General features: G+C 74.6%; 13 protein-coding genes. 6 read left to right on the top strand and 7 right to left on the bottom strand.

The window, feature by feature from the left end:
• Positions 1 to 13: 13 nt before the first annotated feature.
• Positions 14 to 688, bottom strand: coding sequence for a cytochrome b/b6 domain-containing protein (locus FIP57_RS15595; RefSeq protein ID WP_148574449.1), 675 nt, complete (start codon positions 686 to 688; stop codon positions 14 to 16).
• Positions 689 to 692: 4 nt separating this feature from the next.
• Positions 693 to 2,822 carry a Stk1 family PASTA domain-containing Ser/Thr kinase gene (locus FIP57_RS15590; protein ID WP_238993505.1) on the bottom strand — a complete coding sequence of 710 codons (2,130 nt, stop codon included), beginning with the start codon at positions 2,820 to 2,822 and terminating at the stop codon, positions 693 to 695.
• An 83-nt stretch (positions 2,823 to 2,905) separates the two neighbouring features.
• On the opposite strand from FIP57_RS15590, the gene FIP57_RS15585 reads away from it, so the two are divergent.
• Together FIP57_RS15585 and FIP57_RS15580 are read left to right on the top strand one after the other, a co-directional pair.
• Positions 2,906 to 3,286, top strand: coding sequence for an Rv2175c family DNA-binding protein (locus FIP57_RS15585; RefSeq protein ID WP_203231291.1), 381 nt, complete (start codon positions 2,906 to 2,908; stop codon positions 3,284 to 3,286).
• A gap of 142 nt (positions 3,287 to 3,428) precedes the next feature.
• Positions 3,429 to 3,860, top strand: coding sequence for a barstar family protein (locus FIP57_RS15580; protein WP_148574448.1), 432 nt, complete (start codon positions 3,429 to 3,431; stop codon positions 3,858 to 3,860).
• 9 nt (positions 3,861 to 3,869) lie between these two features.
• On the opposite strand, the gene FIP57_RS15575 is transcribed toward FIP57_RS15580, so the two are convergent.
• Complete coding sequence (locus FIP57_RS15575) at positions 3,870 to 4,361, bottom strand: DUF4385 domain-containing protein (protein WP_148574447.1); 492 nt, start codon at positions 4,359 to 4,361, stop codon at positions 3,870 to 3,872.
• 7 nt (positions 4,362 to 4,368) lie between these two features.
• Complete coding sequence (locus FIP57_RS15570; RefSeq protein WP_148574446.1) at positions 4,369 to 5,454, bottom strand: polyprenyl synthetase family protein; 1,086 nt, start codon at positions 5,452 to 5,454, stop codon at positions 4,369 to 4,371.
• Positions 5,455 to 5,537: 83 nt separating this feature from the next.
• On the opposite strand from FIP57_RS15570, the gene metF reads away from it, so the two are divergent.
• Entirely contained in the window at positions 5,538 to 6,455 is a 918-nt protein-coding gene (metF, locus tag FIP57_RS15565) for a methylenetetrahydrofolate reductase [NAD(P)H] (protein ID WP_148574445.1), read from the top strand.
• Positions 6,456 to 6,463: 8 nt separating this feature from the next.
• Here metF and FIP57_RS15560 read toward each other — a convergent pair whose 3' ends face one another.
• The 3 genes from FIP57_RS15560 to FIP57_RS15550 are packed head-to-tail and all read right to left on the bottom strand — an operon-like array spanning position 6,464 to position 8,673.
• Positions 6,464 to 7,771, bottom strand: a complete 1,308-nt coding sequence (locus FIP57_RS15560; RefSeq protein WP_148574444.1) for a phytoene desaturase family protein — start codon at positions 7,769 to 7,771, stop codon at positions 6,464 to 6,466.
• A 2-nt stretch (positions 7,772 to 7,773) separates the two neighbouring features.
• Positions 7,774 to 8,130, bottom strand: coding sequence for an ArsC/Spx/MgsR family protein (locus FIP57_RS15555; RefSeq protein ID WP_148574443.1), 357 nt, complete (start codon positions 8,128 to 8,130; stop codon positions 7,774 to 7,776).
• Between the two features lie 15 nt (positions 8,131 to 8,145).
• On the bottom strand, positions 8,146 to 8,673 hold the full coding sequence (locus tag FIP57_RS15550) for a YbaK/EbsC family protein (protein WP_148574442.1): 528 nt from the start codon (positions 8,671 to 8,673) through the stop codon (positions 8,146 to 8,148).
• Positions 8,674 to 8,930: 257 nt separating this feature from the next.
• On the opposite strand from FIP57_RS15550, the gene FIP57_RS15545 reads away from it, so the two are divergent.
• From FIP57_RS15545 to FIP57_RS15535, 3 genes are read left to right on the top strand one after another with little or no spacing between them, the layout of a single operon-like run.
• Positions 8,931 to 9,278, top strand: coding sequence for a DUF6504 family protein (locus tag FIP57_RS15545; protein ID WP_148574441.1), 348 nt, complete (start codon positions 8,931 to 8,933; stop codon positions 9,276 to 9,278).
• 10 nt (positions 9,279 to 9,288) lie between these two features.
• Positions 9,289 to 9,735 (top strand): SAV_6107 family HEPN domain-containing protein, encoded by a 447-nt coding sequence (locus tag FIP57_RS15540; RefSeq protein ID WP_148574440.1) that lies wholly within the window; start codon positions 9,289 to 9,291, stop codon positions 9,733 to 9,735.
• A gap of 12 nt (positions 9,736 to 9,747) precedes the next feature.
• Positions 9,748 to 13,446, top strand: coding sequence for a DNA polymerase III subunit alpha (locus FIP57_RS15535; RefSeq protein WP_148574439.1), 3,699 nt, complete (start codon positions 9,748 to 9,750; stop codon positions 13,444 to 13,446).
• Positions 13,447 to 13,460 lie beyond the last annotated feature (14 nt).

Below are 13,460 nucleotides of genomic sequence, written 5' to 3'. Positions count from 1 at the left end.
TAACCGGGGCGCCTCACACCATCCGGGACAGGTGCCGGTGCCGTCGTACGACGGTGTGGCGCAGCACGAGCCCGACGTGGATGACCACCACCGACAGCAGCAGGAGCTGGGCGGCGACGTGGAGCACCAGCAGGTCGTCGTCGACGACCACGAGGAGCAGCCCGGTCAGCGGCACGACGAGGAGGAGGGCCAGCATCACCTTCTCCAGCCAGCCCTCCAGCTGGCGCTCCCGCTCGTCGAGGTGCTCGGCCCAGGGCGGGAGCGGCGTCGTGCGCCGCCAGACCAGGCGGGTGACGCCGACGAGCAGCAGCAAGGACCCGAGCACGAGGTGCACCTCCAGCCCTTGCAGCCCGTCGCTCCACCCGTCGCCGCTGAGGAGCGCCTCGGCGACGTCGCGGTGGTCGCCGCCGTCACCGAGCCGGTCGGCCCGCTCCTCGCGCCGCTCGACCTCGGCCTCGAACCGCTCCTCGGCTTCGTCCCCCTGCCGCTCGGCGCGGTCCTCCCCACGCTCCTCGAACGCGTCGGCGCGCGCGTCGGCCCGGTCGGCGGCCGCGTCCGCGGCCGTCTCGTGGGCATGCGGGTCCATCGTCAGCCCGACGGCGACCTGGGCGAGGAGCAGCGCGACCGTGAGCCAGTGGAGGAGCTTGGTGACGGCGCCGTACCCGTGCTCCCCGTTGCGCAGCGGCATCGGCTCAGACGATGTAGACGGTGACGGTGGACCCCTTGGGGATGGCGTCGCCGGCCGACTGGCTCTGCCGGACCACGCGCTCGAGCCCGACGTAGAACTCGGTGCGCTCCACCGCGATGTTCAAGCCGACGGCCGCCAGCTCGGCGGTCGCCTCGTCGACCGACTTGGCGTTGAGCCGCGGCACCTCGACGAGCACCGGTCCCTTGGAGACGACGATCTGGATGACGTCGTCGCGGTAGCCCTTGCCCTCGTCGGGGTCCTGGGAGATCACCCGCCCCTTGCGGACGGCGTCGCTGTGCTCCTCGCTCACCTCGACGTCGAAGCCGAGCCCCTCGAGCCGTTCCTGGGCCTCGTCGCCGGGCCGGCCGGTCAGGTCAGGGATCTTGATCGGCTTCGGCCCCTTGCTGACCTCGAGGTTGATCGCGGTGTCCTTGCGGAGCTGGGTGCCGGGGGCCGGGTCGGCGGAGACGACCATCCCCTCGGCGACCTTCTCGTGCCAGATCTCGGTGACCTCGCCGACGGTGAGGTTGCCCTCGGTGATCAGCCCCTGGGCGGTGGCCAGCGGCTCGCCGCGCAGCTTGGGGACCGCGTAGCGCTCCCGCCCCTTGGAGACGACGAGCTCGACGGTGCCGTCCTCGAGGATCCTCGAGCCTGCGCTCGGGTCGCTGCTGATCACCGACCCGGCGACGACGGTCTCGGAGAACTCGCGCTCGACGACGTCGACGTCGAGCCCGGCCGCCTCCAGCTTGTCGGTGGCGTCGGCGAGGCTGAGGTTGATGACCGCCGGAGTGGAGGTGTAGCGCCCGATGCCGAACCACCAGCCGGCGTACGCCACCAGGGCGGTGAGCAGCACGACCGCGAGCAGCAGGACGAGGCCGCGGCGGTTGCGCCGGGGGCGGCGGGCCGGAGTGGCGCCGGAGCCGCCGGGGGGCCTGGTGCCGTCGGACGGACGCGACAGCGGGCTCCGCACCGGGCCGGGCTGCTCGGGGAGCCGACGGCCGCGTGACTGCGGCGGGGCGGTGCCGACCCGGGTGCCGGCAGAGCGCGTGGCCGTCGAGCGGGAGGCCCCCGCGCCGGCGATCACCGTGGTGGGCTCGCGGTCCACGGTCGGCAGGTCGAGGCCGAGCGAGTCCTCGGTGGCGTCCTCGGCCCCGTCGGTGCCCTCCTGCGCGGTCCCGCCCGTGTCCTCGGGGCCGGAGCGGTAGTCGATGTCGTCGTCGAGCACCACCGGCAGCGTCGGCATCAGGTCGGCGGTCAGCTCGGGGTCGTCCAGGTCGCCCGCCTCGAGGGCCGCGCGCACCCTCCGCACCTGGTGGAGGAGGACCTTGGCGTCCGCGGGCCGGTGGTCGCGCTCGCGCGCGGTCGCCCGGAGCACCAGCGCGTCGACGTACGCCGGGACGGGCCGGTCGACCACCGACGACGGAGCGGGGATGTCCTCGTTGACGTGCTTGAAGGCGATCTGGATGGCCGCCTCGCCCTCGTGGGGCTTCCGGCCGGTGAGCATCTCGAAGAGCAGCACCCCGGCGGCGTACACGTCGGAGCGGGGGTCGGCCCGGCCCTCGACGATCAGCTCGGGGGCGAGGTACGACACCGTCCCGATGAGGAGCCCGCCGGTCGCGGTGTGCTGGTTGTCGGCGTCGAAGGCGCGGGCGAGCCCGAAGTCGGCGACCTTGATCCGGCCGTCGTCGGAGATCAGCACGTTCTCGGGCTTCACGTCCCGGTGCACGAGCCCCGAGCGGTGCGCCTCGGCCAGCGCCAGCAGCACCGGCTCGAGGAGCGCCAGCGCCCGCTGGGGGGCCATCGGCGCCTCCTCGCGGACCACGTCGCGCAGCGTGCGCCCGGGCACGTGCTCCATCACGAGGAAGAGCCGGCCGTCGTCGTCACCCTGGTCGGTGACCGCGACGACGTTGGGGTGCGAGAGCCGGGCGGCCGAGTGCGCCTCCCGGACGAAGCGGGCGCCGAAGTCGTGGTCGTCGCCGAGGTCGGAGTGCATGACCTTGACCGCGCACACCCGGTCGAGCCGGAGGTCGTGCGCGCGGTAGACGGTGGCCATCCCGCCGCGGGCGATCCGCTCGTCGACGCGGTAGCGACCGTCGAGGACGCGGCCGATCACGGGGTCGGCACCTCTCTGCACGACGGCGTCCTCCCAACGGATCGGTGACGCCGGACAGGGCCCGGCTGCAGGTACCGATACTAGGCGGGTGGCACAGTGGAGCCGTGACCGACACGACCCACACCCCCGACCAGGACGACCTGCAGTCGCTCGTGGGGGACTGGCTCGACTGGGCCGCCTGCGGCGAGGCGCTGGGGATCAGCGTCAGCCGGGTGCGCCAGCTGATCAAGGAGCACCAGCTCGCGGCCGCCGTCCCCGCGCCGGGCACCGGCCAGCAGGTCCCGGCCGCGTTCGTCCAGGACGGCGTCATCGTCAAGGGTCTGCCCGGGCTGCTCACCGTCCTCCACGACGGCGGCTACGACGACCGCGAGAGCATCCAGTGGCTGTTCAGCGAGGACGACACGCTGCCGGGCCGGCCGATCGACGCGCTGCGCGAGAACCGCGGCTCCGAGGTCAAGCGCCGCGCCCAGGCGATGGCCTTCTGACCTCACCGGCGCTCCCGCCAACCCGGCCCGTCCGACCCCTTTCTGCCCCGCGCCGCCCGGGCTATGGTCGCGATGAGGGCCGGCGCCCGTCGGTCCGCAGGGACGACACACGGCCCCGCGCGGGGCGGGAACGGAAGTGACGATGAGCGGACTCGCAGCACTCCTGGCGGGCCACACCCCTCCGGGCGTCTACCAGTGGCACAACGCCGCACCGGCCGCCGACGTGCAGCACGCCGTCGAGCACGCCGGGTGGACGTTCCGCTACCTCGACGGCTGGACCCTCGAGGACCAGGAGTCGTTCCTGAAGTCCGCCGCCGCGTGCCTCGACGCCGACCCGCCCTCCGACGTGGAGTCGCTCGCCGACTGCCTCGGCGGGCTGGAGGTCGGTGACCACGGCATGGTGCTGCTCTGGGACGGCTGGAGCCCGTTGTGCCGGCAGGACGAGGGCACGTTCCGCAAGGCCGTCGAGGTGTTCCGACGACGGGCGACGGCGTCGGAGGGCGGTCCGCTCGCGGTGGTCCTGCGCGGCGAGGGGCCGGAGATCGACCTCGAGGAGCTCCCGATCAAGCACTGACCGGGGAGGTCACCCGTAGCGCCGGCGGTGCTCGGCGCGCATCGCCTGGTAGCGCTCGTCGGCGCGCGCCTCGTCCCAGGCAGCCTTGAAGACCGCGGCGCTCGCCGCCTTGACCGGGTCCTCGTCGACGGGGAGCTCCTCGCGGCCGTGGGCGCCACTGCGGCCGCGCCTCTCGGCGGGCACCGGGCCGTCGTACTTCGTGCCGCTGCGGTGCCGGGCGTAGCGCCGCGACCGGGTGTACCCCATCTGCAGGAACTTCCGCGCCATGTCCGCGCCGACGAAGTCGCCCTCGTCGAGGTAGCGGTGGAACCGCTCGAGCAGCGCGGCGCTGCTCTCCTCGGCGAGCTCGGGCGTGCGGAACCGCCACAGCGGCAACAGCTCGTCCTTGTAGGGCTGGACCAGGAGCACCCCCTGCTCGCCCCGGCCGACCCGGTAGAGCTCGGGGTGCGTGCGCAGGTCGAGGTTCGCGTAGTCGAGGTCGTAGTCGAAGCCGCGGGCCACGGCCGGCTCAGACCGAGCGCTGCGTGGCGGCCAGGGCGAGCGAGCGCAGCGCCTCGCGGGCCTCGACCGCGACCGCGGGGGCGGACAGCGCCTCGAGGCACTCGTCGGTCAGGGCGCCGATCCGCCGCTCCACCTCCGCCTGGGCCCCCGAGCGCTCGATGAGCCCGCGCAGCCGCTCGACCTCGTCCTCGGACAGCGGGCCGCCCAGGGAGGTGTCGAGGAGCTTCGCCTCGTCGGCGTCGAGCCCGGCGAGCGCCAGCGCGACCAGCACGGTGCGCTTGCCCTCGACGAGGTCGTCGCCGGCCGGCTTGCCGGTCACCGAGGAGTCGCCGAACACCCCGAGCAGGTCGTCGCGGAGCTGGAACGCCTCGCCGAGCGGGAGGCCGTAGCCCGAGAGCGCCGTGAACGCCGCGGGCTCGCCCCCGGCGAGGGCGGCGCCCACGTGCAGCGGCCGCTCGACGGAGTACTTCGCGGACTTGTAGCGCAGCACCCGCATGGCCTGCTCAACGTCCGCGTCACCGCGGGCCTGCACCGAGACGTCCAGGAACTGGCCGGTGATCACCTCGGTGCGGGTCGTGTCGAACCAGCGCAGGGCGGCGCCGACCACGTCCGTGGGGAACCCGCAGGTGCGCAGCAGCTCGTCGGCCCACACCAGTAGCAGGTCGCCGAGGAGGATCGCGGCCGCGGCGCCGTACTGCTCGGGGCTGCCGCGCCACGCCGCGGAGCGGTGCGCCTCCTCGAACGCGCGGTGCACCGCCGGCCGCCCGCGGCGGGTGTCGGAGGCGTCCATGTAGTCGTCGTGGACGAGCGCGGAGGCGTGCAGCAGCTCGAGCGCGCCGCAGGCGCGCAACAGCGCCTGCTCCTCGGCCGCGTCGCGCGGCACCCGGACCGTGCGGAAGCCCCAGTGGCAGAACATCGCCCGCAGCCGCTTGCCGCCGGTCACGGCGTCGCGTGCTGCGGCCACGAGCCGTCCGGCGTCGGCCCCGAGCGGGGCGAGCCGGGCGGCCTGCTCGTCCACGAAGGTGTCGAGGACGCCGTGGAGCCTGTCGCGGAAGGCGGCCTCGTCCCACGGGGCGGTGGCGGCGGAGGGCACCCGGCGAGCGTAGCCGCCACCGTGACGTGTCTGGCTGCCGGACCACGTCGGTCGGACCGGTGCCGCGCGCCTATCCTGGCCGCATGGTCCGCACCGCCAAGGACCCCTCCGGGTCGCGAGGGGCCGGCTCCGTCCCGGAGCTCGTCGCCTCGGGAGGCAAGTCGTTCTCGTTCGAGTTCTTCCCGCCGAAGGACGCCGAGGGCGAGGCGGTGCTCTGGCGCTCGCTGCGCGAGCTCGAGCCGCTGCGCCCCACCTTCGTCTCGGTCACGTACGGCGCGGGTGGCACCACCCGGGACCGCACCGTCGAGATCACCAAGCGCATCGCCCGCGAGACCACGATGGTCCCGATGGCCCACCTGACCTGCGTCGGCCACACCCGTGAGGAGCTCCGCTCGGTCGTCGGGGCGTACGCCGACGCCGGGATCCACAACGTGCTGGTGCTCAGGGGCGACCCTCCGGGCGGGCCGGGCACCCCGTGGACCGCGACCGAGGGCGGGCTGACCTACGCCAGCGAGCTGGTGGCCCTGGTGCGGTCGCTCGGGTCGTTCCACGTCGGTGTCGCGGCGTTCCCCGAGGGGCACCGCGAGGCGCCGAGCCTTGACGAGGACGTGCGGGTGCTGAAGGCGAAGCAGGACGCCGGTGCGCAGTTCGCGGTCACCGAGATGTTCTTCCGGGCCTCCGACTACTTCGGGCTGCTCGAGCGGTCCCGGGCTGCCGGCGTGGACATCCCGATCCTGCCGGGGATCATGCCGATCACGAATCTGGGGCAGATCAGGCGGATGGCGGAGCTCTCCGGGCGTGACGTCCCGGCCGAGGTGGTCGAGCGGGTCTCCCGCCACGAGGGCGACCCCGCGGCGGTCCGCAAGGAGGGCGTCCAGGTGGCCTCCGAGCTGTGCGAGACGCTGCTCGACGGCGGCGCCCCGGGGCTGCACTTCTACACGCTCAACCGCTCCAAGGCGACGCGCGAGATCTACGCGAACCTCAGCCTGCCCGTCGGCTGACCGGCCGCTCAGGCCGGTCCGACCACCTGCGCGACCAGCGCGGCGGTCAGCCCGACGAAGGGTACCCAGCCACCGCCCCCCGTGTGCGCGCCGGCCAGGTAGACCCCGGGGAGGGGTGTGACCGTCCCGAGCCGCTCCTTGACGGTGCCGCGCCCCTGCCAGAGCACCCCGGCCGGCGAGCCGCCGAGGTGCTCGACGAGGTCGCGGGGGGAGCGGTCGACCCTCGTCTCGACGAGCTCTCGCACGTCGATCCGCTTGCGGGCCAGGGCGACGACGAGGTCCTCCGACACGGTGCCGCGCCCGAGCACCGTCCAGGAGGTCCGGCCGTCCTCGGCGACGTGGTCGGTGCGGACGGTGAGCACGTAGTCGTCGTGGATCACCAGCTCGCGGGGCAGCTCGGGGGCGCCCGGGGCGAGGCCGAGGTGGGTGACGGTCGGGGGGAGGGCGGGCATGGTGCGGGCGACGTGGCCGGCGAGCGCCGGGAGCCGGCGCGGGTCGATCGCGACGACCACCTGGTCGGCGTCCAGCTGTCCCGCGTCGGTGCGCACGGCCACGGGCCCGGCGGGCCCCGACTCCACGTCGAGCGCGGTGGTGCCGGTCAGCACCGTCACCTTCCGCTCGCGCAGCCGCTTGGCCATCAAGGCGACCAGGGTGCTGCCGAAGCCGTCGGCGAAGGTCCAGGCGCCGAAGTTCTGCTCCAGGTAGTCGACCAGCCCCAACCAGGCCGGCACGTTGCGTGGGTCGTGGCCCCCGGCCACGGCGTGGTGGACGGCGAGCGCCCGCAGCCGCTTGTCCTTGAACCGCTTGGTGACGACGCGGTGCATCATCGTGCGGCTGCGCAGCAGGTCGCGGGTCGCGTCGGCGGCGAGCTCGGGGGACCACGGTCGTTCGAAGAGGTCGCGGCGCAGGTGGTCCCACGGCTCCGCGAACGAGTGGACGTGGTCGACCCACTGCTTGCCCAGGCCCTGGCCGAGCGCCTCGTCGACCGCCGCCAGCTGGGCGCCGCGGCTCCCGCCCGGGAGCGCCAGCCGGGTGCCGTCGGGGAACCGGTGCTCCCGCAGCGGCTCGAGCGGGACCAGCTCGGCCTCGCGCTCGAGCGGCCGCCCGGACTTGCGGAACAGGTCGCGCAGCACGGCCGGCACCGCGGTCGACCCGGGGCCGGCGTCCCACCGGAACCCGTCCTGCTCGACGACCCCGATCGCCCCGCCCACCTGGGGGAGCCGCTCGACGAGGGTGACGTCGTGGCCGAGCTTGGCGAGCCGGACGGCGCTCGCGACGCCGCCGAGCCCGCCGCCGACCACGACCACGCGCGCCACGGTCAGCCCTGGGGGAGGACCCGGGCCAGCGAGTCGGCGTCGCGGGCGATAATGGTGGTGCCGTCGTCGGCGGTGATGATCGGCCGCTGGAGGATGCGCGGGTTCGCCGCGAGGGCGTCGAGCCAGGCGTCGCGGTGCCCGGCGTCCTTCGGTGTGCCGGCGAGCCCGGCCTCCTTCGTCTCCTTCGGCCGGGCGACGTCCCACGGCTCGAGGCCGAGCCGGTCGAGCACCGCGGCCAGCTCCTCGCGGCTCGGCGGGTCGTCGAGGTAGCGGCGGACCGTGTACTCGACGCCGGCCTCGTCGAGGGCGGCCGTCGCCGCTCGGCACTTCGAGCAGGCCGGGTTGACCCAGATCTCCACGTCAGTCCACCCCTCTCAGTCGACCTCGACCTCGGTCGCACCGGTCATCGCCCGGAGCTCGTCGTAGGTCGTGCTGAAGACGGTGGCCGGGTGGCCGGCGGCCGCCCAGATCTCGTCGTACTGCCGGAGCGCCGGGTCGAGGTACGTCGGGACCGGCGCCGGGTGGCCGAGCGGCGAGACGCCGCCGATGACCTGGCCGGTGTGCTCGCGGACGAACTCCGGCTTCGCGCGCCGCAGGGCGTCCAGGCCGAGCCGCTCGGCGACCCTCGCGGTGTCGACCCGGTGCGCGCCGCTGGTGAGGATGAGGACGGGCCGGCCGCCCCCGTCGAACAGCAGGCTGTTGGCGATCGCGCCGACCTCGCAGCCGAGCGCCTCCGCCGCCAGCGCAGCGGTGTGCACGGAGTCGGGGAGGACCACGATTCGGCCGGTGCCGCCGGCCTCCTCCCAGGCGGCACGGAAGGTGCGCACGCTCGGGTGTCGGGCGACCGTGCTGTCGGTCGCGCTGTCGGTCGGGTTGTCGGTGCCGTCGGGGACGGTGGTCATCGGGGCCTCCCTCGTCTCGCGTCGGTCCGGACCGTGGGGGCGGCAGGGCCCTTCTCCACAGCCCGGGGCAGGGGTTGACGGGCGGTCGGAAGCGCGGTGTACCGTGGAGCTCGTTCGAACAGGTGTTCGAACAAAGCTCGGCGGAGGTGACCTCGACCCCCATCTCCGCCGAGCACTCTCCCACGGGATCCGGGGGAGGTGGCAGCGGGGTCGAGCGGGGTCGGGACGTCAGGTGGACGAGACGCTCGGAGGTGGAGATGCGGCAGTACGACGACCCCGTGGAGGTGCGCCGTGGGGTGGTGCCCGGGACGGGGGGACAGGTCGAGGGACCTGAGCAGTTCCTGTGGCGCGGCCGGTTGTGGAAGGTGTGCGACGTGGTGGCCCACTGGGTCGAGACCGGCCCCTGGTGGCAGTCGGTCGCAGCGGCCTCCGTGCTCGGTGCCGACGAGCCGGATGCCGTGCAGACCGACCTCCTTGCCGAGCGCGAGGTCTGGCGCGTCGAGGCCGCCCGCGGGCTGGCGGCCGCCGGCACCGGCCGCGGCGTGTTCGACCTGACCTTCGACTGGGGGCAGGGCCACTGGCTCCTCTCCCGCTGCGCGGACTGAGGGGGACGTGATGACGCACCCGAGCACCCCGACGGGGTTCGACGTCCCCGCGGCGACGTTCGCCTACCTCGAGCGCGCGGCCGCCTCGCTGCAGGAGGCGATCACCACCACCGACGTGGGGATGCGCTACGCGCACGCCCATGTCTCCGCGCTCCGGGCGACGGCCGCACTGCTGGCGGCCCGCGCGCGGCCGGCCCTCCCGCGCCGAGGCCGGGCCGTGCAGCGCAACGCCTGGGTCCTGCTCGCCGAGGTCGCTCCCGAGTTCGCCGAGTGGGCGGAGTTCTTCTCGGCGGGAGCGGCGAAGCGGGCGGCTGCCGAGGCCGGGTCCCGCCGTGCGGTGACCGAGCGGGAGGCCGACGACCTGGTGCGCGACGCCGACCGGTTCCTCGGGCTCGTCGAGGAGTCGCTCGGGCTGACCCGGCACCTGCCCGTGCCGGCGTACCTCCAGGTGGGGTAGGGGGACCGGCCGGTGCACGACCCGTTCGTCCACCTCCACGTCGCCTCCGGCTACTCCCTCCAGCACGGTGCCACCCAACCGCGCGACCTCGTCGCCCGCGCCGCCGACCACGGGATGGACACCCTCGCGCTGACCGACCGCGACGGCACCTACGGCGCGGTCCGGTTCGCCACGGCCTGTGCCGAGGCGGGGATCCGGCCGGTCCTCGGCGTCGACCTCGCGATGGCGCCGACCGGGCTGGTGCCGGGGCCCTGGCTCGGACAGCAGGAGAGCGGCCGCACCCCGGTCCGCGGCGGCGCCTTCCGCGACCACCGCCTCCCGCGGGCGACGTTCCTGGCCGGCAGCCGGCGTGGCTGGGCGGCCGTGTGCCGGCTGGTCTCGGCCACCCACCTCGCCGGAGAGCGCGGGGAGCCGGTGTGCACCCTCGACCTGGTCGCCGAGCACGCCGCCGGTCGCGACGTGGTGGTGCTGCTCGGCCCCGGCTCCGAGGTCGGCGCGGCCACGACGCTGACCCGCCCCGACCTCGGCGAGGCGGTCCTGCACCGGTGGCGCGAGCTGCTCGGCCCTGCCGACCTCGCCGTCGAGCTGGTCGACCACCGGGTGGCCGGCCGCGGCCCGGGCTCCGCCGGCCACGCGGCGCGGATGGCCGGGCTCGCCCGCGCGACCGGCACCGCGGCGGTGCTCACCAACGTGGTCCGCTACGCCGACCGTGCCGACGCCGTCGTCGTCGACGTCCTCGACGCCGCCCGCCGGCTGGTCCCCCTCGACCTGCGTCACGTCGACCGCGGCAACGCCGAGGGGTACCTCAAGACCGGCGAGGAGATGGCGGAGGTCGCCGACGAGGTGTGCACCCTCGCCGGGCTGGGTGCCGGAGCCGCCCGCGAGCTCCTGGCCCGCACCCGGCTGGTCGCGGACCGCTGCGCGGTCGACCCGCACGACGACCTCGGGATCGGGGAGGTGCACTTCCCCGAGCTGGAGGTGACGGCCGCCGGGTCGGGGAGCGTCGGGACCGCGGACCAGGTGCTGCGGGGTCGCTGCGAGGCCGCGATCGGACGGCGCTACGGCAACGCCCCGCGGCAGCGCATCTGGAAGCGGCTCGACGACGAGCTCGTGCTGATCGAGCAGCTGGGCTACGCCTCCTACTTCCTGACCGTCACCGACGTCTGCGACCTGATCCGCGCGATGGGGGTCCGCTCGGCGGCCCGCGGCTCCGGCGCGGGCAGCCTGGTCAACTACCTGCTCGGCATCTCCGGCGTCGACCCGCTGCGCCACGGACTGCTGATGGAGCGGTTCCTGTCGCCGCTGCGCAGGGCGCTCCCCGACATCGACATCGACGTGGAGTCCGCCCGCCGGCTGGAGATCTACGAGGCGGTCCTCGACCGCTACGGCGGGGAGCGGTGCGTCGCGGTCTCGATGATGGACACCTACCGGGTCCGCCACGCGATCCGCGACGTCGGTGCGGCGCTCGGGATGCCGCCGGGCGAGATCGACGCGATCGCCAAGGCGTTCCCGCACATCCGTGCCCGCGACGCCCGGATGGCGCTGCGCGAGCTCCCCGAGCTGCGCGCCTCAGGGCTGGGGGAGGAGCGGCTCGGGCTGCTGTTCCGGCTCGTCGAGCGGCTCGACGGGCTGCCGCGCCACATCGCCCTGCACCCGTGCGGGGTGCTGCTCTCCGACGCCACGCTGCTCGACCGCACCCCGGTCGAGGCGAGCTTCGCCGGGTTCCCGATGAGCCAGTTCGACAAGGAGGACGTCGAGGAGCTCGGGCTCCTCAAGCTCGACGTGCTCGGCATCCGGATGCAGTCGGCGATGGCGCACGCGGTCGCCGAGGTCGAGCGCGTCGACGGGGTGCGCGTCGACCTCGACGACGAGGCGCAGGTCCCGTTCGACGACCCGGCCACCTTCGAGCTGATCAGCTCCTCGCGCACCCTCGGCTGTTTCCAGATCGAGTCGCCGGGGCAGCGCGAGCTGGTCGGCAAGTCCGGGATCGAGTCGTTCGCCGACGTGGTCGCCGACATCTCGTTGTTCCGGCCGGGGCCGGTGAAGAGCGACATGATCACGCCCTACCTCGAGGCGAAGCAGGGGTGGGCGATGCCCTTCTACCTCCACGAGGACCTGCGGCCGATCCTCGGCGACACCCGGGGGGTGGTCGTCTACCACGAGCAGGTCATCGAGATGGTCGCCCAGCTCACCGGGTGCACCCTCGCCGAGGCCGACGAGGCGCGCCGCTCCCTCGGCGACGTGGAGGGGATGGCGGCGACCCGCCGCTGGTTCAAGGGTGCCGCACGCGCCCGGGGCTACGCCGCCGCGGTCGTCGACGCGGTCTGGAAGGTGATCGAGGCCTTCGGCTCCTTCGGGTTCTGCAAGGCGCACGCCGCGGCGTTCGCACTGCCGACCTACCAGTCCGCGTGGCTGAAGACCCACTACCCGGCCCACTTCCTGGCCGGGGTGCTCACCCACGACCCTGGGATGTACCCCAAGCGGCTGATCCTCGACGACGCCCGCCAGTTCGGCATCGCGGTGCTCGGGCTCGACATCAACGCCAGCGAGCAGGCGTACACCGTCGAGCGGGTCGGCGAGGGTTACGGCATCCGGGTGGCGCTCGCCGAGGTGAAGGGGATCTCCGGTGCCGAGGTGGCGCGGATCGTCGCGGCCCGCCCTTACCAGTCGCTCACCGACTTCTGGCACCGGGCGCGCGTCTCCCGACCCGTCGCCGAGCGGCTGGTGGTCGCCGGGGCCTTCGACTCCGTCTACGGCATCGGCGAGCCCGGCACGGTGCACCGCCGGGGCACCGTCACCCGCCGCGACCTGCTGCTCCAGGTCGCCGACCTGGACCGCTACACCCGCGCGGTCGACCGGGCGGGCGCGGCGCGGGGCCGTGGGGTGGCCGGTCGGCCACCCGCCCGCCCCGCCGCCGAGCGGCTCGAGGCGGCCGCCGGTCGCAACAGCAGCGACCCGCGGCGACGCGAGGGCGTCTGGGAGCGGGCCCACGCCCAGTCGCGGGCCCCCCGGACCCCGCCGCCGGTCTCCTCGGTGCAGCTCACCCTCGACCTGGGCGACGCGCCGGCCGACGCGTTGCACACCGGCGAGGTCAGCGGGCTTCCCGAGATGGACGCCGCCGAGCGGGTCCGGGCGGAGCTCGAGGTGCTCGGCCTCGACGCCAGCCGGCACGTCGTGGAGTTCTACGACCCGTTCCTCGACGCGCTCGGGGTGACCCGCTCCGCAGGGCTGCTCTCCGCGCGGAGCAGGGCCGAGCTGCTGGTCGCCGGGGTCAAGGTGGCTACCCAGACACCACCGATCCGGTCCGGACGGCGCGTGGTGTTCCTGACCCTCGACGACGGCACGGGGCCGGTCGACGCGACCTTCTTCGAGGACGCGTTGGGGCCCTACGCCTCGACGGTGTTCCACTCGTGGCTGCTGGTCGTCCGTGGCGAGCTGCGCCGCACCGGCCGGCGCGGGGTGTCGTTGCGGGCGACGGGGTGCTGGGAGCTGGCCGCCCTCCACGAGGCCTGGCGCGCCGAGGGGATCGACGCGGTGCACGCGCTGATGGCCCCGCCGGTCACCGCAGCGGCGGCCGAGGAGCCGGAGGCGCGCCGGGTGCTCGTCCACTCGACCGGGTTCCGGCTCTCGCCGTACGCCGACGTCAAACCGGCGGGGGAGAGCGCTCCGCGGAAGCTGTGGCACTCCTCGCCGGGGAGCTCGGGCGCATGAGGCGCCCCCTCGCC

The organism is Nocardioides caldifontis (assembly GCF_008087345.1).
GTDB lineage: Bacteria > Actinomycetota > Actinomycetes > Propionibacteriales > Nocardioidaceae > Marmoricola_A > Marmoricola_A caldifontis.
This window is presented reverse-complemented; position numbering and strand designations above follow the sequence as displayed.